This window comes from Rhizobium sp. PK7-22 (assembly GCF_056530405.1).
This window is the reverse complement of the sequence record NZ_CP096514.1, coordinates 1232642-1254522: the sequence shown is the minus strand read 5'-3', so window position 1 is coordinate 1254522 and position 21881 is coordinate 1232642. Positions and strand designations below refer to the sequence as shown.

The window sequence follows — 21881 nt, the reverse complement described above, 5'->3', positions numbered from 1 at the left end:
CGTAAGATTTTTGGCCCCCAAGAGGCCTGCTGGACCGGGCGACCCAAGCGCATCGGAGCGGCAGAACGGAGACCGCGACGATGAAACGCTTCGATCTCATTGACGGCATGCGCGGATATTTCCTCGTTTTCATGCTGATCAACCACCTGATCTTTGCCGGCGGCTACTGGCTGGTGAAGGTCAACCACAACCAACTCGCCTTCGTTGAAGACGCGCAGGGCTTCGTCTTCCTGTCCGGCCTCCTGATCGGCATGGTCTATGCCCGCAAGATGATGAAGAACGGCTATGCCGCCGGCCGTCAGGCGATCTATTCGCGGGCGTTCGAACTCTATCGCTATGCAATGGGGATCGTCCTGGCCATCCTCGTTGCACAGATGTTCCTGCCGGACGCCTATACCGTCTGGTACAACTGGCTGGGCTACACGACCTTCGACGACCCGCTGCGCCTTGCCGCGATCGCGACCTTCCTGTTCCAGCCGACCTTCATGGACATCCTGCCGCAGTACATCGTCTACATGCTGTTTGCGCCTCTGCTCGTGAAGCTGGTCCTTGAGGATAAGTGGACTTACGTTTTCACCGGCTCACTGGTCCTGTGGATGGCGGCCCAGCTCGGCCTCCAGCGTATCGTCACGGACCCATTGCACCATGTCGTCATGGGTCCTGACGATCAGGGCATCCGCGCGAGCTTCAACCTGCTCGGCTGGCAGATCGTGTTCTATTCGGGTCTCGTGCTCGGTGCCATGACATCTGCCGGCAAGATCGACTGGGGTCGCATCCTGACGCCGGAAAACACCTTCATTCCGAAGATGGCGCTGATCGTCGTCCTGTTCTTCCTGCCGCTGCGGATCATGACCGCCAACGGCCTGATGCCGGACTTTATGCTCGGCAAATTTGCCGCCATGGAAGTGCGCGCCGACTTCGGCCCCGTCTATCTGCTGAACTTCATCGCGGTGGCCGCCTTGGTCACTTGGCTGCTGGCGGCCGGCCCCAAGCACTCTTCGGCCTTCGTGCGCAATGCTGCTGGCGTCCTCACCTGGATCTTCTCGCTGAAGTTCCTCCAGCTGATCGGCCGCCACTCGCTCTACGTCTACGTCTGGCACGTCGGCATCGTCTATGCCGTCTACTACTTCGACGGTCGCTCGCCGGAACTTAGCGAGCTGACGAAGACGGCCATTGCCCTCGTTGGCGTCGCGCTTCTGGCGGTACCGGCGATCTGGCGCGAACGTGAGAAGTTCTTCGGAACGCCAGCCGCTCCGCCTGCCCGCATGAAGCCGCAGGCGAAGGTTGCCAACTGATAGAGACCCGTGGGCGGTGGCTCAGGTCACCGCCCCGATCTGCCACGGGACGAATTCATTGTCGCCGTAGTCATAGATCTCGCTCACGGTCTTCTTTCCGGATGCCACGGCGATGATGTCCTCGAAAATCCTCTGCCCGGACTGCTCGATCGTCTCGTCGCCCGTGACGATGCCGCCGCAGTTGATGTCCATGTCCTCCTTCATGTGCTCGTACATTTCGGAGTTGGTGGCGATCTTGATGCAGGGCGACGGCTTGAAGCCGGAAACCGAACCGCGGCCGGTGGTGAAACAGATGACGTTGCAGCCGCCCGCCACCTGGCCGGTCACCGCCACCGGATCGTAGCCGGGCGTATCCATGAAGACGAAGCCCTGCTCCGTCACGGTTTCTCCGAATTCATAGACAGCCTTCAACGGCATGGAGCCGCCCTTGGCGACCGCACCGAGAGACTTTTCCAGGATGGTGGTCAGGCCGCCCAGCTTGTTGCCGTGCGAGGGGTTGTTGTTGAGCTCGTCGCCGTTGCGGGCCGTATAGTCCCGCCACCAGTCGATCCGCTCCAGAAGCTTGTGGGCGACGTCCGGGGTTATGGCGCGGCGCGTCAGCAGATGCTCGGCGCCGTAGATCTCCGGTGTCTCGGAGAGCACCGTGGTGCCGCCGTTGCGCACGATCAGATCCGAGGCATAGCCGAGAGCGGGATTGGCCGAGATGCCGGAATAACCGTCCGACCCACCGCACTCCAGCGCGACCTTCAGCTTGGACAGCGGCTGCGGCGTGCGCACGGCTGCGTTGACGCCCGGCAGCATCTCCTTGATGATCTCGATGGCCGCATCGATCGTCTTGCGGGTGCCGCCGTGCTGCTGGATCGTCATCGTCCGCAGCCGGTCGCCCTCCTCCATCTTGTAGTGCTCGAGGATCGGGCCGATCTGGTTGGTCTCGCAACCGAGCCCGATCATCAGGATGCCGCCGAAATTGGGATGCTTGGCATAGCCCTGGATGGTCCGGATCAGAACGCGGTAACCTTCCGACTTGTTGTTGAGGGCGCAACCCGTGCCATGGGTCAGGGCGACGACGCCGTCGATGTTGTCGAAGCCGTCGAGCCCGCCCATGCGATTGAAATAATCGGCAATGTAGCGGGAGACAGTGGCGGAACAGTTCACCGACGAGATGATGCCGATGTAATTGCGGGTGCCGCCGCCCCCGAAGCCGCGATCATAGCCCATGAAGGTCCGCCGCTCGGCCTCCGGCAGCATGCCCTTTTCCTCGATGTCGACGCTGAACTGGTGCACGTGCTCGGACGGCAGCATGGCGAGGTTGTGCAGATGCACGTGGTCGCCGGGCTCGATGTCCTGCGTGGCAACGCCGATGACCTGGCCGTATTTCTTGACTTCCGCGCCGGATGGGATGCGCCGGATCGCAACCTTGTGGCCACGGCCGACAAGGCCGCGGGCAACGAGGTCACCATGCCCGACGAGATTGCCAGGCTGCACCGTGCGGCGCACGACGCCGACGTCGTCGGCTGCGTTCAGAATGATGATGGGGGATACGATGACATCCATTGACTGCTTCCTCCTCCCAGGAGGGGACTCCTGTGTGTTCTTCAAGTTCGGGTGAGACTAGCGCGGTTCGTTTTCCATCCAGCGCCGCTTGGACTCCTCCAGATGCGCATGCATCGTGGCCTGCGCCTGCAGCGGATCCTTCGCCTCGAGGGCCGCAAAGATCGCCTCGTGTTCGGAAAGGGCAAAGCTCCAGGTCTCCGGTGTTTCGAAGCGGGTCCGGATCTGCGCCGACAAGGGGCTGTGCCGCTCGTCGAACAATTCGCCGACGATGCGCGACAACACGCTGTTGCCGCTCTGGCTGGCGATCGTCAGGTGGAACTGCCGGTCCTGGTCGAGCGGCTTGCGCCCCTCCTCGATCTCGACGCGCATGTCGTCGAGCGTCTGTCGGATGGACTGCAGCGCCTCCGGCGTCATGCGGGCTGTCGCCAGCGTGATGACGGTTCCCTCGACTGCGGCGCGGGCCTGCATCAGCTCCAGAGGACTTTCGCCCATGGAACGCGTCTGCCAGGGACGCCGATCGGGCTCGGCGGTGATGTAGATCCCCGACCCCATGCGGATCTCGACGCTGCCCTCGATCTCGAGCGCGATCAGCGCCTCACGTAGCGACGGTCGCGATACGCCGAGCTGCTGCGCCAGGTCCCGTTCGGCCGGCAGCCGGGCGCCGGGCGCAAAATGGCCACCCTGAACCAGGGCGCGGATCTGGTCGGCGATCTGCTGGTAGAGCCTGCGCGGCTCAGCCGCCTTGATGGGTCCGTTCATGTCCACGCCATTCATCGATCTGGCCTTACCATACCTATTCGCGCTTCCCTGAGCAAGGTCGTTCAAGGAACAGAACTGCCTGTTCTGCGGCCTCTTCGTCCAATTCCCTCGGATTCAAACCGAGCGTCCGTAAAAATTGGCTTGACCAGTTTTAGTCTGCGGGTTTACCCATGAGCTGCTGGCGGTTGGAGCTTGGCCGGCAAAAGAGGGAGGAGGCCGTCGTGCAGACATCGGCTGACATTCAGCATCTGGAGCCGCGACCGAGTGATCGCACGGCCCTGCTGCGTCTTGACGGCATCACCAAGGAATTTCCCGGCGTCATGGCGCTCGCCGGCGTCAGCTTCGATCTTTTGGCCGGCGAAGTCCACGCAGTCTGCGGCGAGAACGGCGCCGGCAAATCGACCCTGATGAAGATCATCAGCGGCGTCTACCAGCCGACAGCTGGCACGATCGTCTACAAGGGCAAGGAAAGCCGCTTCGCCTCGCCGCTCGAATCCGAAGCCGCGGGCATCGCCATCATCCACCAGGAACTCAATCTCGTTCCGCATCTCACCGTTGCCGAGAACATCTACCTGGCGCGCGAGCCTCGCCGCGGCTTCCTCGTCGACCGCAGGAAGCTGCGTACCGATGCCAAGCGCTGCCTCGACCGCCTCGGGGTGGATATCAGTCCCGACGTGCAAGTGCGGACGCTGTCGGTGGCGCAACGCCAGATGGTCGAGATCGCCAAGGCCCTGTCGCTCGATGCCGAAGTGCTGATCATGGACGAGCCCACCTCTTCGCTCACCGAGCAGGAGACGCGGCTGCTCTTCCAGGTCATCCGCGACCTCAAGGCGTCCGGCGTCGGCATCGCCTACATCTCCCACCGGCTGGACGAAATGGCCGAGATCGTCGATCGCGTCACCGTGTTGCGCGACGGACGCTACATCGCCACCGACCGTTTCGCAGAGACGACCGTCAACGACATCGTCGCCAAGATGGTCGGTCGGTCGCTCGAGGAGAAGTTTCCCGAGCGTACCTCCATCCCTTCCGAAGAGGTCATCTTCAGCGCGGACGGCCTGCAGCGCGCCGGCGTGTTCACCGATATCGGCTTCTCCCTGAAGCGCGGCGAGATCCTGGGCTTTTCCGGCCTCATGGGAGCCGGACGCACGGAAGTCGCCCGCGCCATCTTCGGCGCCGATCCGCTCGACGCTGGCACGATCACGCTGCATGGCGAGACGCTGACGATCCGCTCGCCGCGCGACGCGATCGCCGCCGGAATCGCCTATCTCTCGGAAGACCGAAAGGCGCATGGGCTGGCGATCAAGATGCCTGTCGATGCCAATATGACGCTTGCCAACATGGAAGCGGTGTCGAGCCGCTTCGGCCTCATCGACTTTGCCAGGCACGACGAGGTCGCCGACGACTATGTCGAGCTCCTCGATATCCGGACACCATCGATCAAGCAGCCGGTGCGGCTTCTGTCGGGGGGCAACCAGCAGAAGATCATCATCGGCAAGTGGCTGTTTCGCAAGCCGAAGGTGATGTTCTTCGACGAACCGACCCGCGGCATCGACGTCGGGGCGAAATTCGCGATCTACAAGATCATGGACGAACTGGCGGCCGCGGGCATCGGCGTCGTCCTCATCAGCTCGGAACTGCCCGAGATCATGGGAATGACCGACCGCGTTGCGGTTTTCCATGGCGGACGCATCACCGGCATTCTGGAGACCCGGAAGACCGATCAGGAAGAAATCATGCGACATGCCTCCGGCTACGGCCCGACGGCGCACTGAGGTGACAATGGCGGACATAAGCGAACAGAGAAGCGGCCGGCTCAGCGACCGTCAGAAGGACATCATCCAGAAGTTTGCCGCGCTCGGCAGCCTCTTCGCCCTGGTGGCGGTCTTTTCCACCACCAGCAGTGCCTTCTTCACGGTCAACAACGGCATGACCATCGCGCTGCAGGTGACCTCCATCGCCCTGCTTGGGATCGGCGCCACCTGCGTCATCATCACCGGTGGCATCGACCTGTCGGTGGGATCCGTGCTGGCGCTCGCCGGCGTCGTGGCGGCCCTTGCCGTTCGCGACTGGGGCATCCCCGTTCCCTTCGCCATGCTGATCGGCATCCTGACCGGATCGGTCTGCGGCTGGATCAACGGCATCCTGGTGACGAAGATGAAGCTGCCGCCGTTCATCGCCACGCTCGGCATGATGCTGATCGCCCGCGGCCTGGCGCTGCAGATCACCGGTGCCCGCGCCGTATCCGGCCTTGGGGAATCCTTCGGCGTGCTCGGCAACGGCTCGCTGTTTCGCGTCGTCACCACCGGCGCCGACGGCTTCCCCAATGTGGCTTTCCCCGGCATCCCCTATCCGGTCATCCTGATGGTGGTGATCGCCATCGCCATCGCGCTGATGCTGAACCGCTCGGTGCTCGGCCGCCATATCTATGCCGTCGGCTCCAATGCAGACGCGGCGCGCCTCTCCGGCGTCAACGTCAGCCGGGTCGTCAGCTTCACCTATGTGCTCTCCGGTACGCTCGCCGGCTTGACGGGCTGCGTGCTGATGTCGCGCCTCGTCACCGCGCAGCCGAACGAGGGCGTGATGTACGAGCTCGACGCGATTGCCAGCGCGGTCATCGGCGGCACCTCGCTGATCGGCGGCGTCGGCACGATTTCCGGAACGCTGATCGGCGCCTTCGTGATCGGCATCCTGCGCAACGGCCTCAACATGAATGGCGTCTCCGCCTTCACTCAGCAGATCATCATCGGCCTCGTCATCCTGGGCACCGTCTGGATCGACCAGCTGCGCAACCGTCGATGAAGGGGGTGCGGACCCGTTCCGCACGAATTTGGGAGTGAGGAGCTCCCGCAACCACGGCCGGTCAGGCCAATCCAACTGGAGGACAACATGAAGAAGCTTGCAACTGCCCTACTGACATCCGCCATTGCCCTCGGAACCTTTTCGGCCGCTCAGGCCGGCGAGATCGCCGTCATCGTCAAGACCGTCAATTCCACCTTCTGGCAGAACGTCCAGAAGGGCGCCGATGCGGCCATGGCAGACGTCTCGGAACACACGATGACCTTCCAGGGCCCGGCATCGGAATCGGCCATCGCCGATCAGGTCAACATGGTGGAGAATGCCGTCAACCGCGGCGTGGCCGGCATCGTGCTGGCCCCCTCCGATCCCGACGCGCTGGTGCCGGCCGTGAAGAAGGCCTGGGAGGCCCGCATTCCCGTCGTGATCATCGACTCGATGCTCGCCGAGGGTGCCGAGCAGTATTACCAGTCCTTCCTCTCCACCGACAACAAGAAGGCCGGCGAGCTGGCCGCCCAGGCGCTGATCGAGAAAGTCGGCACCGAAGGCAAGATCGCCGTCATGTCGTATGTTGCAGGTGCCGGCTCCGAAATCGGCCGCGTCGGCGGATTTACCGATTACATCAAGGCCAACTCCAAGCTGGAGATCGTTGGGCCCTATTACTCGCAGTCCCAGATGGCCACCGCTCTCAACCAGACAACGGACGTTCTGGCCGCGAACTCCGACCTCAAGGGCATGTTCGGCGCCAATGAGCCGACCGCCATCGGCATGGGACGCGCGCTCAAGCAGTCCGGCAAGGCAGGCCAAGTCGTCGCCTTCGGCTTCGACGGCAATCAGGACCTTCAGGAGTTCGTCAAGGACGGTACGCTGGCCGGCATCGCCGTGCAGGGCTCCTTCCAGATGGGCGAACTCGGCATCCAGACTGTCTCGAAGATCATCGCCAAGGAAACCGTCGAGAAGTTCGTCGACACCGGCGTCGTGATCGTGACGAAGGACAATATCGACCAGCCGGAAGCGAAAAACGTTCTCTACTAAATTTCCTCCCGCCTGGGTGCGCAACCGCCGTGGGTGCGCACCCGTTCCAAAGGACATGCCTCATGAACGTTGCCGAAACCCGCAAGCTCCCCCGCGCCGACGTCGAAGTGACCCTGATGGGTCTCGGTTGCGCGCAGATGGGCAACCTCTACCGGGAAACCAGCTATGCCGAGTCCGCCGGCGCCTTCCAGGCTGCCTGGGACGCCGGGATCCGCTATTTCGACACCGCCCCCTTCTATGGCTATACCCGCTCGGAGCGCCGCGTCGGGACGATGCTGACGGACCTCCCCCGCGACAGCTACACGCTCAGCACCAAGGTCGGGCGGATCATGACGCCGGACGAGACGGTGGGCGAGGAAGAAGACGGCTACATCCGGCCGCTGCCCTTCCGCCCCGTCTACGACTACACCTATGACGGCATCATGCGCTCCTTCGAGGCCAGCCAGCAGCGGCTCGGCATCCTGAAGCCGGATATTCTCTACGTTCACGACATCGGCCGCATGACCCATGGCGACCGGCACGATCACTACTGGAGCCAGTTGACCGATGGCGGCGGTTTTCGCGCGCTGGGCCGCTTGCGCGATGAGGGTTCCGCCAGGGCCATCGGCCTCGGCGTCAACGAATGGCAGGCCGTGCGCGATGCCATGGACGTCTTCGACATCGACGTCTCGATGCTCGCCGGGCGCTATACCCTGCTGGAGCAGGAGAGCCTTTCCCTGATGGACGAATGCGCCCGCCGCGGCATTGGCATCGTCGTCGCCGGGCCGTTCAATTCGGGGATCCTCGCCGGCAACAAGAAATTCAACTACGCCGATGCGCCCGCTGACATCCTCGCCCGCGTCGACGGCTTGCGGGCCGCCTGCGAGGAACAGGGCGTCTCGCTGCAATCGGCTGCGCTGCATTTCCCGCTGACGCATCCCGCCGTCGTCACGGTTGTCTCCGGTGCGCGGACCGCCGAGCAGATCAGCGCCAATGTCGCCTGGTTTGCCGAAACCATTCCGGCCTCCTTCTGGGCCGAGCTGCGTCACCGCGGCCTGATCGCCGAAGGCGTGCCGCTTCCCCGTGGCGGAGCCTGAGGCGATGCGAATCGATGCCCACCAGCACTTCTGGCGGATCGCCGACCGGCAGGGCCAATGGCCGCCGGCGGAGCTTGCCGCGATCCACCGCGACTTCATGCCGGAGGATCTGCAGCCGCTGCTCGCCGACGCAAAGGTTGACGGCACGGTGCTGGTGCAGACGATGGAGAGCGAGGCCGACACCGCGTTCATGCTCGAGCTCGCGGACCGGACTCCCTCGATCCTCGGCGTCGTCGGCTGGGTCGACATGAAGGCAGACGATGCACCCGATGCCATCGCCGAACTGGCGGAACATCCGAAGCTCAAGGGTCTGCGGCCGATGCTCCAGGACATCGACGACGACGACTGGATCGACGATCCGGGATTGAAGCCAGCCGTCTCGGCGATGATCGATCACGGCCTCGTCCTCGACGCGCTAGTCCTGCCGCGGCACCTCGCTGCGCTCCTCAATTTCGCGCGCCGCTCCACCCGCCTGCCGATCGTCATCGACCATGCCGCCAAGCCGCAGATTTCAGAAGGCCGCTATGGTGCATGGCGCCAGGGACTGGCGGCTCTGGCCGAGCTTCCCAACGTCTCCTGCAAGCTCTCCGGTCTTCTGACGGAAGCCGGCGAACAGAAGCCGCAGGCGGTGCGCCCCTATGCGGAAACCGTGCTTGAGCTGTTCGGTCCGGAACGGGTGATCTGGGGCAGCGACTGGCCGGTGCTGCGGCTTGCCGGCGACTATCAGACCTGGCTGGCACAATGCCTGGACATCGTGCCGGCCGATCACCATGACGCCGTTTTCGGCAGTAATGCCTTCCGTTTCTACAATCTCGGCGGCCAGCGCCGCAAAACCTTATGACGGACCTCCTCCCATGCTGACCATCATCTGCGATTCCCCCGGAACACTCTCCGCCATCGATCGGCCGAAGCCCGCCCGCGGCGAAGGCGAAGTGCTGGTCAAGATCAGGCGGGTGGGCGTCTGCGGCACGGACCTCCACATCTTCACCGGCAACCAGCCCTATCTTTCCTATCCGCGCGTCATGGGCCACGAGCTCGCTGGCGTGGTCGAGGAGGCCTCCGCCTCCAGTCATCTGGTGGCCGGCGATAAGGTCTCCATCGTCCCGTATATCTCCTGCGGCCACTGCAGCGCCTGCCGCAAGGGCATGACGAACTGCTGCCGCAACATCGGCGTGCTGGGCGTCCACCGCGACGGCGGCATGACGGAATACCTCAGCCTGCCGGAGCAATTCGTGCTGAAGGCCGACGGCCTCAGCCTCGATCAGGCCGCCATGGTGGAATTCCTGGCGATCGGCGCCCACGCCGTTTCCCGGGCAAGGGTCGAGCACGGCCAGAAGGTGCTCGTCGTCGGCGCCGGCCCGATCGGCATGGCGGTGGCGATCTTCGCGCGCCTCAACGGCGGCGAGGTCACCTTCCTCGACGGGCGTGCCGACCGGCTGGATTTCGCGACGAAATATCTCGACGTGCCGCACACCGTGAAGCTCGGGGACGACGACACGGAGACGCTGTCGGACATCACCGGCGGCGATTTCTTCGACGTGGTCTTCGATGCCACCGGCAACGCGAAGGCCATGGAACGCGGCTTCGGCTTCGTCGGCCATGGCGGCACCTATGTGCTCGTCTCGATCGTTTCCAGCGAGATCCGCTTTTCCGATCCCGAATTCCACAAGCGTGAAACCTCCCTGCTCGGCAGCCGCAATGCGACAATCGAGGACTTCGAGCGGGTGATGGAGGCGATGCGCGCCGGGTCGATCCCCGAGGCGCTGATCACGCACCGGATGACGCTTTCGGAGGTCCCCGAGAGGTTTGCCGGGCTCACCGATCCGGCCGCCGGGGTGGTCAAGGCGATCGTCGAAATCTGAGGGAACGGCAATGCAACGCATGGGCATGGTGATCGGCGTCGCGCCGGGCATGGTGGAAGACTACAAGCGGCTGCATGCCGCCGTCTGGCCGGAGATCCTCGAGCTGATCTCCCGCTGCAACATCCTCAACTACACGATCTTCCTGAGGGAGCCGGAAAACCTCCTGTTCGGCACCTGGGAATACCACGGAACGGATTTCGAAGCGGACATGGCAAAGATGGCCGCCGATCCGAAGAACCAGGAGTGGTGGTCGTTCACGATCCCCTGCCAAAAACCGCTCGAAAGCCGTAAGGAAGGGGAGTGGTGGGCGATGATGGAAGAGGTCTTCCATCACGACTGATCTTCCACCCGAGCCCCATTCAAGGCCAGAGCCAGATTCAAGGCCCGGCTACACTCAAGGAACGACATGACCATGATGCTTGAAGGAAAGACCGTTCTCATCACCGCCGCCGGCCAGGGCATCGGCCGCGCCTCGGCGCTTGCCTTCGCCGCCGCCGGCGCGACGGTTCATGCCACCGACATCAACGAGCAGGCGCTCGGCGAACTGCCGCAGCTTCCCAACCTTACGACCATGAAGCTCGACGTCCTCGACGAGGCGGCCGTCAACGCCGGCGTGGAGAAGATCGGTCCGGTCGACATCCTCTTCAACTGCGCCGGGGTCGTGCATGGCGGCTCGATCCTGGAGATGAAGGACAGTGACCTCGACTTCGCCTTCGACCTCAACGTCAAGGCGATGATCCGCACCATCCGCGCGGTGCTGCCCGGCATGCTGGAGCGCAAGGACGGCGCGATCATCAACATGTCTTCGGTCGCCTCGAGCATCAAGGGCGTCCCCAACCGCTTCGCCTACGGAACGACCAAGGCTGCCGTGATCGGCCTGACCAAGCATGTGGCCGCCGATTACGTGACGCAGGGCATCCGCTGCAACTGCATCTGCCCGGGCACCGTCGAAAGCCCCTCGCTGCAGGACCGCATGCGCGCCCAGGGCGATTACGAGACCGCGCGCGCCGCCTTCATCTCCCGCCAGCCCATGGGCCGGCTCGGTTCGCCGGAAGAAATCGCCGATCTCGCCGTCTACATCGCCGGCGCCACCTATACCTCCGGCCAGGCCTTCTGCATCGATGGCGGCTGGACCATCTGACCCCCTCTTACCGACCACAGAGATTGCCCATGACCCGCATCACCGATCTTCGCGTCTTCGACCTGCGCTTTCCGACCTCGCAAAGCCTCGATGGCTCGGATGCGATGAACCCGGATCCCGACTATTCGGCGGCCTATGTGGTCCTCGATACCGACACCGAGGGTCTGAACGGGCACGGCCTTACCTTCACCATCGGTCGCGGCAACGACATCTGCTGCATGGCGATCGAGGCGATGCGGCATCTCGTGGTCGGCCAGGAGCTTGAGACCTTCCGCCGGAACCCCGGAACATTCTGGCGGCATCTGACCGGCGACAGCCAGTTGCGCTGGATCGGCCCCGACAAGGGCGCCATGCACCTGGCCACCGGCGCCGTGGTCAACGCCTTCTGGGATCTCCTGGCCAAAGAGCAGGGCAAACCGGTGTGGCAGCTCGTCGCCGAGCTTTCGCCCGACGAGATCGCCGACATCGTCGACTTCCGCTATCTCACCGACGTGCTGACCCGCGACGAGGCCGTCGCGATCCTCAAGAAGGCCGAGACCGGCAAAGCCGAGCGCATCGAGACGCTGCAGCGAGAAGGTTATGCCTGCTACACGACGTCGGCCGGCTGGCTCGGCTATCCGGAAGAGAAGCTTCGCCGCCTCTGCCAGGAGGCGGTGGATGCGGGCTTCAACCACGTCAAGATGAAGGTCGGCCGGGATCTGGAGGACGACATTCGACGCCTCACCATCGCCCGCGAGGTCATCGGTCCCGATCGCTACCTGATGATCGACGCCAACCAGGTCTGGGAGGTCGACCAGGCGATCGACTGGGTGAAGAAGCTCTCGTTTGCCAATCCCTTCTTCATCGAGGAGCCGACGAGCCCCGACGATGTCGCCGGCCATCGCAAGATCCGCCAGGCGATCGGTCCGGTGAAGGTCGCGACCGGCGAGATGTGCCAGAACCGCATCATGTTCAAGCAGTTCATTGCCGAAGGCGCGATCGACATCGTGCAGATCGACAGCTGCCGCATGGGCGGGCTGAACGAGGTGCTGGCGGTGCTCTTGATCGCCGCGAAATACGACCTGCCCGTCTGGCCGCATGCCGGTGGTGTGGGCCTGTGCGAATACGTGCAGCATCTGTCGATGATCGACTACGTCGCCGTGTCCGGCACCAAGGAAGGCCGCGTGATCGAATACGTCGATCACCTGCACGAGCATTTCATCGACCCCTGCGTCATCAAGGACGCTGCCTACATGCCCCCGTCGCGTCCGGGCTTCTCGATCGAGATGAAGCCGGAGTCGATTGCGGAATATACGTTCCGGGGGTGAGTGGCGCGCACGCCTAGGGTAGTCGCCATCCCTCCCGTGTCGTGGATCCTCGGGTCAAGCCCGAGGATGACGAAAGAGAGGGTTGTGCCGCGGGTGTCCCAAGCGAGGATGGGCGCAAGATCACCCTTCATGCCATATCCAACCAGGTCGGATAGCAGCGTCGTCGAGCGCTACAGCGTCTACTTAAGGTCCTCTCACCAACGCCGATTTTCGTCATCCTCGGGCTTGACCCGAGGATCCACTGCCAAGCGCAACAACCTCAGCGACAGGGGCAAGCCCCCACCATCACAGCCGCCCGGCGTCGATATCCGCAAGCTTCGCATTGACCCGGTCGCGCCAGGCACGGTTGTCGATCAGCGCCTGGGGGAAGAGGCCCGGCAGGGCGAAGAAGGCAGCCGAGGCGTCATCGCCTACGGGCGCTGCCGCAGCCTTGCGCAATTCCTCGCGGCGGGGATCGTCGATATCGGGCGTCCGCTTTGCGTAGGCGATCCAGAGCGCCGTCGCCAGCGCTGCCGTATCGGCCTCGTCGCCCGCCTTCAGGGCCTCCACCGTGCCGGCGAAGATGCGCTGCGGCAGCTTCTGGCTGCCGTCCATGGCGATCTGCTTCGTACGGTGCGCAATGGTCGGGTTCTCGAAGCGCTCGATCAGCTGGTCGATATAGCGGTTGAGGTCGATGCCGGGGACCGGGTCGAGCGTCTTGACGGCCGACTTCATGTGGCGACGGGCGAGATCCCGATACTCCGCCACCGCCATGACGTCGCGCACGTATTCCAGGCCCTTCAGCTGGCCGAGGTAGGCGATCATCGAATGGGCGCCGTTGAGGAGCCGAAGCTTCATCTTCTCGTAGGGTTCGACTTCCTTGACGAAGAGCGCGCCGGCGGCTTCCCATGCGGGCCGGTCGGAGAGGAAGTGGTCCTCGATGACCCACTGCATGAAGGGCTCGGTCTCCAGGGACAGGGCGTCCTCGGCGCCGAGCAGTTCCGTTGCCCGCGCGCGTCCCTCATCGGTCGCGGCCGGAACGATGCGGTCGACCATGCTCGACGGGAAGGCGCCGTGCTCGGTGATCCAGCCGGCCAGCGCCGGATCCCGCGCTTCCGCCATGTCCAGCACCAGCCGGCGCACGACGCGGCCGTTGCTCGGCAGGTTGTCGCAGCAGAGAACGGTGAAGGGCGCCATGCCGGCCTGCCGGCGGCGCGCCAGGCCCTCGACGATATAGCCGATGACGCCCGTGGGCGCGCTCGGATTGGCGAGGTCTGCGGCCACCGCCGGATGGTTGCGGTCGAGGCCGCCGGTGACGGGATCGAGGCCGTAGGCCTTTTCGGTGACTGTGATGGTGACGATCTTGATGGCCGGATCGACGAGCAGCGCCAGCAGTTCGTCGCGGTCCTCGACGGCCGAAATGCCCCCGACGATCGATCCGACGACCTGTGCGCTGTCGCCGGCGCCGCTGCGGGTGATGACCGAATAGAGCTGGTCCTGGGCGCGCAGGTCGCGGACGATGTCGAGCGAGCGCAGGCTGACGCCGACGATGCCCCAGTCGCCGAAGCTCTGCGACAGCGCCGCATCGTTGTAGACGGCCTGGTGGGCGCGGTGGAAGGCGCCGAGGCCGAAATGGAGGATGCCCGGCTTCAAGGCCTTGCGGTCATAATCCGGTGTCGCGACCGGATTGGCAAAACGGGTTGCAGCAGAGAGTCTTTCCATCGTCAGTCCATTCCGTAGTTCGAGTGTGTCAGGGCGCGTTCGATGCCGCGCAGTTCGGCCAGGCCCTTGAGGCGGCCGATGGCTGGATAGCCCGGCTGGGCTCCACGGGTCAGGTCGTCGAGGATCTCCTGGCCGTGGTCGGGGCGCATGGGGATCTCGTGGTCGGCACGGCCTTCAAACCGGCGCCGCTTCTCTTCCTGAAGCAGTTCGGCGATGACCGCAACCATGTCCGTGTGACCTTCCAGGTGCTCGTCCTCGTAGAAGGAGCACGGTGCGCCGTCATGCTCGCGGTGAACGTTGCGCAGATGCACGAAATGGATGCGCGAGGCAAAGCGCCGGGCGATGGCCGGCAGATCGTTTTCGGCGCGGGCACCGAGCGACCCGGTGCAGAGCGTCATGCCATTGGCCCGGCTATCGACGTAGTCGAGCATGTGGGCGTAATCCGCCTCGGTCGAGAGGATGCGCGGCAGGCCGAGCAGCGCCCATGGCGGATCGTCCGGATGGGCGCAGATGTTGATGCCCACCTCTTCGGCGACCGGCACCACCTCGGCGAGGAAATCGATCAGATGCTGCTGCAGCTTTTCGCGGCTGATGCCGTCATAGGTCGCCAGATGCTCGCGCAGCTGCGGCAGCGTGTAGCCATCGGCCGAGCCCGGAAGACCGGCCCCGACGTTCTTCGACAGCGACTGGCGGCGCTCCTCCGGCATCTCGGCAAAACGCCTGGCCGCCTGGTCGCGGATCTCTGCATTGTAATCCTCCGCCGCCGCCGGGCGCTGGAGGAGATGGACGTCGAAGGCGACGAAATCGACGAGGTCGAACCGCATGGCACGGGCGCCGTGGCGCGTCTCCCAGCGCAGATCGGTGCGGGTCCAGTCGAGCACCGGCATGAAATTGTAGCAGACGGTGCGGATGCCGGTCGCAGACAGGCGGCGCAGGGTTTCCTGCCAGTTGGCGACATGCTGGCGCCAGTCGCACGTCTGGGTCTTGATGCTTTCGGAAACCGGAACGCTTTCGACCACATCCCAGACCAGGCCACCGGCCCGGATCGCCTCATGCCGCTTCATGATCTCGTCAAGCGGCCAGACGTCACCGGTCGGGATATGATGGAGGGCACTGACGATGCCCTTCGCGCCGGCCTGCGCCGCATCCTGTACGCTGACCTTGTCCACCGGGCCGAACCATCGCCACGTATGCCGCATGAAAACTCCTCAGGAGAGAAACGTAAGTTGAACCTTACAGGCTGCGGAACGGTCGCCGGCCTGTTCGAAAGCCGCCACCGCATCGGTGATGGGGAAACTGTGCGAGATGATTGGCCGGACGTCGATCTCCCGCCGACCGATGAGATCGGCGGCCTGGGCAAACTCGGTGTCGAAACGCTGCGACCCGAGCCACTGCAGCTCCTTGCCGACCAGGGCGTTGAGCGGCACGGAGACATCGCCGGTGACCCCGACCTGGACGATCAGCCCGCGCGGCCTCACCGCCGCAATCGCGCTGCGGATCGCCGGCGCGGCGGCCGAGCATTCGAAGGCGACGTCGAAATGGCCCTTGTCCTCCTCGAAGGCGGCCATCGCTGCGGCATCCGTTGCGACATTGATGGCGCGTGTCGCCCCCATGGCCAGGGCCCGCTGCAGGGCCGCATCGGCGAGATCGGTGACGACGATCTCTTCTGCGCCCGCGTGACGAACAGCGGCCACGACCAGAGTGCCGATCGGTCCGGCACCGGTGACGAGAACCCGCTTGCCGTGGAGGTTGCCGACCCGCGAGACGGCATGGAGACAGACCGCCAGGGGCTCGGCACAGGCCGCCTCCCCTGCCGTCGCCTCGGGTCCCACGGCGATGCACTGCAGGGCAGGCACCACCAGCCAGTCCCGGAACATGCCCTGGGCATGCGGCAGGCGCATGGCGCTGCCCATGAACTGCATGTCCAGGCAGTGGATCGGCAATCCCTCTCGGCAAAAGCGGCAGCTGCCGCAGGGCCGGCTCGGATTGACCGCCACCAGGTCGCCGATGGCAAGGCCCGACACGCCGTCTCCCAGCGCTTCCACATGACCCGAGGCCTCGTGCCCCGGGATGATCGGCTCGCGCACCCGCACGGGGCCGAAACCGCCATCCTGATAGTAGTGCAGGTCGGAGCCGCAGATGCCGCCCGCCGCCATTTTCAGCAGCACCTCTCCCGGCTGGGGCAAGGGCACCGGCGCTTCTTCGACCTTCAGGTCGCGCTGGCCGTAGAGACGGGCATACCGCGTCTGCATGTTCAACTCTCCCTTACCGCAGCAGGCCAAGATAGGTCGGCAGCCACAGCGTGATGGCGGGAATGAAGGTGATCAGCAGCAGCGCCGCAAAGAGCGGGATCATCCAGGGCAGGATTGCCAGCGTCGTTCGTTCCACCGAGAGCTTCGAGATGCGCGACAGCACGAAGAGCACCATGCCCACCGGTGGCGTCAGCAGGCCGATCATCAGGTTCAGCGTGAAGATGACGCCCATGTGGACCGGATCGATGCCGTAACGGGCCGCGATCGGCATCAGGATCGGCACCAGGATGCTGATCGCCGCGATCGTGTCGAGGAAGGCGCCGACGATCAGGAGCAGGATGTTGACGAGGATCAGGAAGGTCCACCAGTTGTCCGTCAGCGAGAACATGAAGTCGGAGAACAGCTGGGCGGCCTGGCTGACCGTCAGCAGCCAGGCGAAGATCGAGGCCGTGGTGACGATGAAGAGCACCGAGGCGGTCGTCTCGATCGTATCGAAGCTCGCCTTGGCGAGCGTGCGCAGGGTCATGGTGCGGTAGCGCACCAGCCCGAGGAAGAGCGACCAGATGACGGCGGCAACGGCTGCTTCCGTCGGCGTGAACCAGCCCATGGTCATGCCGCCGATCAAGAGCACCGGCGTCATCAGCGCCATGACGGCGGAGAAATCGAAGTACCAGTCGATGGCGATTAGCACGACCAGAGCGATCAGGACGGCGATATTGATCGAGAGGCCGGCGAGGATCAGCAGATAGACCGCGGCCGGGAAACAGAGAACGATGCCGACCTCCAGCGAGGCGGCGGCCAGCTTCTTCAGTTCGAACGGGGTGTCCGATCCCCAGCCATTGCGGCGGGCAAAGACGTAGACGGTCAGCATCATCAGCACCGTCATGACGATGCCGGGCAGGATGCCGGCCATGAACAGGGCGCCGATCGAGACATTGGCCATCATGCCGTAGATGACGAAGGGCAGCGAAGGCGGGAAGATCGGCCCCAGCGTTGCGGAGGCGGCGGTGACGCCGACTGCCGCTTCGACCGGATAGCCGTGATCCTTCATCGCCTTGATCTCGATGGTGCCGATGCCGGCGGCATCCGCCAGCGCCGTCCCGGACATGCCGGAAAACACGACGGAGCCGATGATGTTGACCTGCGCCAGCCCGCCTCGCATCCAGCCGACGAGCGACAGGGCGAAGGTGTAGATGCGGCCGGTGACGCCGGCAATGTTCATCAGGTTGCCGACGAGGATGAAGAAGGGAACTGCGATGAGCGGGAAGCTTTCGACGCCGGCGATCATCCGCTGGGCGGCGATGATGTCGGGCGCGACACCGTAGAGGACCAGGTACAGCAGGGACGAGACACCGAGCGAGACCGCAATGGGCGCGCCGATGATCATGAGAAGCAGGAAGGATCCGATGAGAAGCAGCACTGGTCAGACCCCCTGAATGCCGGTTTCGTTCGCCGTTTCGCGAACCGTCTTTTCGTTGATCATGTCTTTGATGAAGTTCTGCACCGAGCGCGCCAGCATCAGCGCGAAGGCGGCCAGAACCGCATAGAAGACATAGCCGCGCGGCAGGTTGACCGTCACCATGCGCTCGTTGCCGACGATGGCCACATAGCGCCACATCAGCCAGGTGGTATAGGCGAAGAAGCCGATGACGATCACATCCACAAGGAGCTCGAGGGCACGGCTTGCCCTGTGCGGCACGAGCCTGTGGAGAAGGTCCACCGAGATATGGCGCGCCATGCGCACGCACATCACGGAACCGAGGAAGACGAGGACGACGAGGCAGTTGGCGGCAATTTCCTCGGTCCAGGCCAGGCTGTTGTTCAGGGCGTAGCGCGTGAAAAACTGCAGGAAGACGCAAATGGCCATGACCCAGAAGACGGCCATGTTGAACCAGTCCTCGACAGCATAGGGGGAAAGATCCACCGGACCCGTATCACCCTCGAAGGCGTGGGCCATTTCCTCGACGCTGATGGGAGCGTGCTTGTGTTCGTTCATCGGAAGACTCCGCCAATCTCAGACAGGGAGTGAGCGCCCGGCAACCGATGCCGAGCGCTCCGGGGCGTTTTACTGGACGGCGCGGATGGCTTCCCAGTCGGCCTTGTCGTAGCCGAACTCCTCGAAGGTGACCTTTTCCATGACGGTCTTTTCGAAGTCGGACTTGTCCACCTCGGTGACGGTGATGCCGTCGGCCTTGAACTTGTCGACCAGCGCAGCTTCGCGCTCTTCGATGATCTTGGTGCTGCGCTCGGCGGCTTCCTGCATGACTTCGGTGAAGATCTGCTTGTCTTCATCCGACAGTTTCGACCAGAGGTTCGGCGAGACGACCGTGTTCAGGTGGTCGACGATGTGACCCGTCAGCACAATATGCTTCTGCACCTCGTAGAACTTCTTGGCCTCGATGGTGGTCAGCGGGTTTTCCTGCGCCTCGACGGTGCCGTTCTGCAGCGCGAGATAGACTTCCGCGAAAGCGATCGGCGTCGTGTTGGCACCGCAGGCACGCGGCATGGCGAGATAGGCCGGCACATCCGGAACGCGGATCTTCAGGCCCTGCATGTCGGCGCATTTCTCGATCGGCCGGTTGGCCGTGGTGTGGCGCGTGCCGTAGTAGGTGACGGCCGCGATGTGGTTGCCGCCGGACGCTTCCTCGTAGCCCTGGGAGAGCTTCTTGAACACGTCGCTCTTCGTATAGGCGATCAGGTGGCTCGGATCGCGGAAGATGTAGGGAAAGTAGGTGACGCCGATCGGCGGATATTCGCGCGACGCAAAGCTGGAACCGGAGATGATGATGTCGACGGTGCCGAGCTTCAGGCCCTGGTTGATATCGGCTTCCTTGCCGAGCTGCGAGGCCGGGAAGACGTCGACCGTGTAGCGACCTTCGGTGCGCTTGGCGATCTCTTCCGCCGCCCAGACCGATTCCGTGTGGAACGGCTCGGATGTTTCGTAGACATGGGCCCACTTGAGAGCGGTTTGCGCCTGGGCCGCCAGGGCCGAGGCCAGGACCGCCGCGGTGGCGCCTAGAATGGTGGTGAGCTTGAACTTCATCGTTTTTCCTCCCGGTTGAAGTCTTTAGGGTCTGCTATTGTCCGCCGACACGTCTCCATGCGGCAGGGATGACGCCGTCGGTCGGTTCCTCCTCGAAACTTTCCGACAGGCGAAGCTGAGATTGATCAAGATGGGCCCGCATGGCGGCACGAGCGCCCGCAGGGCTGCCAGCGGCAATCGCATCGCGGATTTCCCGATGCTCTTCCATGGCCGCACGCCATGTCTCGGGATTTTCAAAATAGCTGGCGAGCTTTTCGAAGTAAGGCGTCATCCGCAGATCGTGGATGCTGCCGACGAAGCGGTTCAATGTGCCGTTGTCGATGATGGCAGCCACGGCGATGTGGAAGTCGCGATCGAGCGACATCGCCATGGCGCGATCCTCCAGGCTCACCGCCATGCGGGAGAGGATATCGTCTAGAACAGCAATTTGGTCAGGCCGAACCACTCGGGCGGCCTCTTCAGCGATCGCACATTCGACAATGGCGCGCGCCCGCAGAAGCTCGAAGGGACCCTCAAGCTCACCCATCGCGAGGGGTTCGGCAGCAGCCGGCTTTGGCGAGGAGATGTAGACGCCGGAGCCCATCCGGATCTGGACGCGCCCTTCGACTTCCAGAACGATCAGGGCTTCGCGGACGGTGGGACGGGAAACGGCCAGAAGTTCCGCAAGCTCGCGCTCGGCCGGAAGCCGGGAGCCATCCGGGAAGGCTCCCCTGTCGATGAGACTGCGCATCTGATCCGCGACCTGACGATACAGGCGACGCGATTCCACGACTGAAAACATGACCCCTCCCGAACGCGCCCTCCACGACGCGTATTGGTAAGCTGGCCTTACCAATGTTGGAAGTCATACCGTGATGTCCGACAACCTGTCAATGGTATGCTTCGTACATCCTGGTGACAAGCGCTTTGCTGGAGCGCGTGAGGCCCTTCCCCTCGACCGGAAAAGGCCTCCTCTTTGTCAGGAGCGCGGCGACGCGGTCACGGCTTCACTGTCAGCCTCGGTGCGGCTCGAGAACCAGTTCGCCAGCAGCGCGCCGGAGATGTTGTGCCAGACGCTGAAGATGGCACTCGGCACGGCGGCAACCGGCGAGAAGTAGGCGTTGGCAAGAGCGGCGCCCAGGCCGCTGTTCTGCATGCCGACCTCGATGGCGATCGCCTTGCGCCTGGCGAGCGAGAGGCCGAAGGCCTTGGCGGCGAAGAAGCCGATGAGGTAGCCCAGGCCGTTGTGAAGGACGACGACGGCAAAGATCAGCAGGCCCGACTGGGCGATGGCGCCCTTGCTGGCGCCGACGACGGCCGCGACGATCAGGACGATGCCGACAACGCTGACAAGCGGAAGGGCCGGCAAGGCCGCTCGGACGACGCCCGGCGCCAGCTTCTGCAGCGCAAAGCCCAAGGCCAGCGGCACAAGCACCACCTTGACGATGCTGATGAACATCGCCATCGCGTCGACCGGCAGGTACTGGCTGGCAAACATCCAGACCAGGAAGGGCGTGACGATCGGCGCGGCCAGCGTCGTGACCGAGGTGCAGGCGACCGAGAGCGCGACGTCGCCCTTGCTGAGATAGGTCATGACGTTGGAGGAGGTGCCGCCCGGGCAGCAGCCGACCAGGATGACGCCGGCCGCGACTTCCGGCGACATCGGGATGACGCGAGTCAGCAGCACGGCAAGCAGCGGCATGATGATGAACTGCGACGCGACGCCGACCCCGACCTCCATGGGACGCTTCACCACTTCGCGGAAGTCGTCGAGGGAGATGGTCAGGCCCATTCCGAACATGATGATTGCCAGCAGAGTGACGATCCAGGGCGCCAGCTGCCGAAAGGTTTCGGGAAAGAAGAACCCGGCCAGCGCGAACAGGATGACCCACAGGGCAAAGGTCTTGCCGACAAAGGCGGAGAAGGATGCAAGAGATTTCACAGGCGAGTCCTCGACTTGATGATTTGCTATCGTCCCCTGTATGCCGCAGACCAAAGCTGTCAAGGCCACCTCCGCACCTGTCCGTTCTCCATCGGGCGCCGCGCGGCTTTCCAACCGGAAGCCGCAGACCTTCTGGGACGGC

General features: G+C 64.0%; 20 protein-coding genes. 10 read left to right on the top strand and 10 right to left on the bottom strand.

Annotated elements, in window-relative coordinates:
- The first annotated feature begins 80 nt into the window (after window positions 1-80).
- The gene (locus M1E10_RS10770; protein ID WP_499176339.1) at window positions 81-1295 is read left to right on the top strand and encodes an OpgC family protein; all 1215 of its coding nucleotides are present in this window, start codon (window positions 81-83) and stop codon (window positions 1293-1295) included.
- 21 nt (window positions 1296-1316) lie between these two features.
- Here the strand turns inward: M1E10_RS10770 and M1E10_RS10765 are convergent, their stop codons facing one another.
- Window positions 1317-2849, bottom strand: a complete 1533-nt coding sequence (locus M1E10_RS10765; RefSeq protein WP_499176338.1) for a UxaA family hydrolase — start codon at window positions 2847-2849, stop codon at window positions 1317-1319.
- A gap of 57 nt (window positions 2850-2906) precedes the next feature.
- Window positions 2907-3608: a FadR/GntR family transcriptional regulator gene (locus M1E10_RS10760; RefSeq protein WP_499176337.1), complete on the bottom strand. Its 702-nt coding sequence runs from the start codon at window positions 3606-3608 to the stop codon at window positions 2907-2909.
- Window positions 3609-3928: 320 nt separating this feature from the next.
- Here M1E10_RS10760 and M1E10_RS10755 point away from each other — a divergent pair, with 320 nt between their 5' ends.
- From M1E10_RS10755 to M1E10_RS10715, 9 genes are all read left to right on the top strand, one after another.
- Entirely contained in the window at window positions 3929-5380 is a 1452-nt protein-coding gene (locus tag M1E10_RS10755; protein WP_499177151.1) for a sugar ABC transporter ATP-binding protein, read from the top strand.
- A 7-nt stretch (window positions 5381-5387) separates the two neighbouring features.
- Entirely contained in the window at window positions 5388-6407 is a 1020-nt protein-coding gene (locus tag M1E10_RS10750; RefSeq protein WP_499176336.1) for an ABC transporter permease, read from the top strand.
- 87 nt (window positions 6408-6494) lie between these two features.
- On the top strand, window positions 6495-7436 hold the full coding sequence (locus tag M1E10_RS10745; protein ID WP_499176335.1) for an ABC transporter substrate-binding protein: 942 nt from the start codon (window positions 6495-6497) through the stop codon (window positions 7434-7436).
- A 62-nt stretch (window positions 7437-7498) separates the two neighbouring features.
- Window positions 7499-8512, top strand: a complete 1014-nt coding sequence (locus tag M1E10_RS10740) for an aldo-keto reductase family protein (RefSeq protein ID WP_499176334.1) — start codon at window positions 7499-7501, stop codon at window positions 8510-8512.
- Window positions 8513-8516: 4 nt separating this feature from the next.
- Window positions 8517-9353: an amidohydrolase family protein gene (locus M1E10_RS10735; RefSeq protein ID WP_499176333.1), complete on the top strand. Its 837-nt coding sequence runs from the start codon at window positions 8517-8519 to the stop codon at window positions 9351-9353.
- A gap of 13 nt (window positions 9354-9366) precedes the next feature.
- Entirely contained in the window at window positions 9367-10374 is a 1008-nt protein-coding gene (locus M1E10_RS10730) for a zinc-binding alcohol dehydrogenase family protein (RefSeq protein ID WP_499176332.1), read from the top strand.
- Between the two features lie 10 nt (window positions 10375-10384).
- The gene (locus M1E10_RS10725; protein ID WP_499176331.1) at window positions 10385-10714 is read left to right on the top strand and encodes an L-rhamnose mutarotase; all 330 of its coding nucleotides are present in this window, start codon (window positions 10385-10387) and stop codon (window positions 10712-10714) included.
- Window positions 10715-10780: 66 nt separating this feature from the next.
- The gene (locus M1E10_RS10720; protein ID WP_499176330.1) at window positions 10781-11515 is read left to right on the top strand and encodes an SDR family oxidoreductase; all 735 of its coding nucleotides are present in this window, start codon (window positions 10781-10783) and stop codon (window positions 11513-11515) included.
- Window positions 11516-11544: 29 nt separating this feature from the next.
- Entirely contained in the window at window positions 11545-12822 is a 1278-nt protein-coding gene (locus M1E10_RS10715) for an L-fuconate dehydratase (protein WP_499176329.1), read from the top strand.
- Window positions 12823-13107: 285 nt separating this feature from the next.
- On the opposite strand, the gene M1E10_RS10710 is transcribed toward M1E10_RS10715, so the two are convergent.
- The 8 genes from M1E10_RS10710 to M1E10_RS10675 form a co-directional block, all read right to left on the bottom strand.
- The gene (locus M1E10_RS10710) at window positions 13108-14523 is read right to left on the bottom strand and encodes a mannitol dehydrogenase family protein (protein ID WP_499176328.1); all 1416 of its coding nucleotides are present in this window, start codon (window positions 14521-14523) and stop codon (window positions 13108-13110) included.
- A 2-nt stretch (window positions 14524-14525) separates the two neighbouring features.
- Window positions 14526-15722, bottom strand: coding sequence for a mannonate dehydratase (gene uxuA, locus M1E10_RS10705; RefSeq protein ID WP_499176327.1), 1197 nt, complete (start codon window positions 15720-15722; stop codon window positions 14526-14528).
- A gap of 9 nt (window positions 15723-15731) precedes the next feature.
- Complete coding sequence (locus M1E10_RS10700) at window positions 15732-16775, bottom strand: L-idonate 5-dehydrogenase (RefSeq protein WP_499176326.1); 1044 nt, start codon at window positions 16773-16775, stop codon at window positions 15732-15734.
- Window positions 16776-16788: 13 nt separating this feature from the next.
- The gene (locus tag M1E10_RS10695; RefSeq protein ID WP_499176325.1) at window positions 16789-18195 is read right to left on the bottom strand and encodes a TRAP transporter large permease; all 1407 of its coding nucleotides are present in this window, start codon (window positions 18193-18195) and stop codon (window positions 16789-16791) included.
- A gap of 3 nt (window positions 18196-18198) precedes the next feature.
- The gene (locus M1E10_RS10690) at window positions 18199-18771 is read right to left on the bottom strand and encodes a TRAP transporter small permease (protein WP_499176324.1); all 573 of its coding nucleotides are present in this window, start codon (window positions 18769-18771) and stop codon (window positions 18199-18201) included.
- 69 nt (window positions 18772-18840) lie between these two features.
- Window positions 18841-19818 carry a sialic acid TRAP transporter substrate-binding protein SiaP gene (locus tag M1E10_RS10685; RefSeq protein WP_499176323.1) on the bottom strand — a complete coding sequence of 326 codons (978 nt, stop codon included), beginning with the start codon at window positions 19816-19818 and terminating at the stop codon, window positions 18841-18843.
- A gap of 34 nt (window positions 19819-19852) precedes the next feature.
- Window positions 19853-20599, bottom strand: a complete 747-nt coding sequence (locus M1E10_RS10680; RefSeq protein WP_499176322.1) for a FadR/GntR family transcriptional regulator — start codon at window positions 20597-20599, stop codon at window positions 19853-19855.
- Window positions 20600-20776: 177 nt separating this feature from the next.
- On the bottom strand, window positions 20777-21739 hold the full coding sequence (locus M1E10_RS10675; RefSeq protein ID WP_499176321.1) for a bile acid:sodium symporter family protein: 963 nt from the start codon (window positions 21737-21739) through the stop codon (window positions 20777-20779).
- Window positions 21740-21881 lie beyond the last annotated feature (142 nt).

Coding starts and splice junctions, on each gene's coding strand:
- M1E10_RS10760 (WP_499176337.1), bottom strand. CDS start 3,608: ATGAACGGACCCATCAAGGCGGCTGAGCCGCGCAGGCTCTACCAGCAG.
- uxuA (WP_499176327.1), bottom strand. CDS start 15,722: ATGCGGCATACGTGGCGATGGTTCGGCCCGGTGGACAAGGTCAGCGTA.
- M1E10_RS10700 (WP_499176326.1), bottom strand. CDS start 16,775: ATGCAGACGCGGTATGCCCGTCTCTACGGCCAGCGCGACCTGAAGGTC.
- M1E10_RS10740 (WP_499176334.1), top strand. CDS start 7,499: ATGAACGTTGCCGAAACCCGCAAGCTCCCCCGCGCCGACGTCGAAGTG.
- M1E10_RS10715 (WP_499176329.1), top strand. CDS start 11,545: ATGACCCGCATCACCGATCTTCGCGTCTTCGACCTGCGCTTTCCGACC.
- M1E10_RS10745 (WP_499176335.1), top strand. CDS start 6,495: ATGAAGAAGCTTGCAACTGCCCTACTGACATCCGCCATTGCCCTCGGA.
- M1E10_RS10770 (WP_499176339.1), top strand. CDS start 81: ATGAAACGCTTCGATCTCATTGACGGCATGCGCGGATATTTCCTCGTT.
- M1E10_RS10755 (WP_499177151.1), top strand. CDS start 3,929: ATGGCGCTCGCCGGCGTCAGCTTCGATCTTTTGGCCGGCGAAGTCCAC.
- M1E10_RS10690 (WP_499176324.1), bottom strand. CDS start 18,771: ATGAACGAACACAAGCACGCTCCCATCAGCGTCGAGGAAATGGCCCAC.
- M1E10_RS10735 (WP_499176333.1), top strand. CDS start 8,517: ATGCGAATCGATGCCCACCAGCACTTCTGGCGGATCGCCGACCGGCAG.
- M1E10_RS10685 (WP_499176323.1), bottom strand. CDS start 19,818: ATGAAGTTCAAGCTCACCACCATTCTAGGCGCCACCGCGGCGGTCCTG.
- M1E10_RS10730 (WP_499176332.1), top strand. CDS start 9,367: ATGCTGACCATCATCTGCGATTCCCCCGGAACACTCTCCGCCATCGAT.
- M1E10_RS10765 (WP_499176338.1), bottom strand. CDS start 2,849: ATGGATGTCATCGTATCCCCCATCATCATTCTGAACGCAGCCGACGAC.
- M1E10_RS10710 (WP_499176328.1), bottom strand. CDS start 14,523: ATGGAAAGACTCTCTGCTGCAACCCGTTTTGCCAATCCGGTCGCGACA.
- M1E10_RS10680 (WP_499176322.1), bottom strand. CDS start 20,599: ATGTTTTCAGTCGTGGAATCGCGTCGCCTGTATCGTCAGGTCGCGGAT.
- M1E10_RS10750 (WP_499176336.1), top strand. CDS start 5,388: ATGGCGGACATAAGCGAACAGAGAAGCGGCCGGCTCAGCGACCGTCAG.
- M1E10_RS10720 (WP_499176330.1), top strand. CDS start 10,781: ATGACCATGATGCTTGAAGGAAAGACCGTTCTCATCACCGCCGCCGGC.
- M1E10_RS10725 (WP_499176331.1), top strand. CDS start 10,385: ATGCAACGCATGGGCATGGTGATCGGCGTCGCGCCGGGCATGGTGGAA.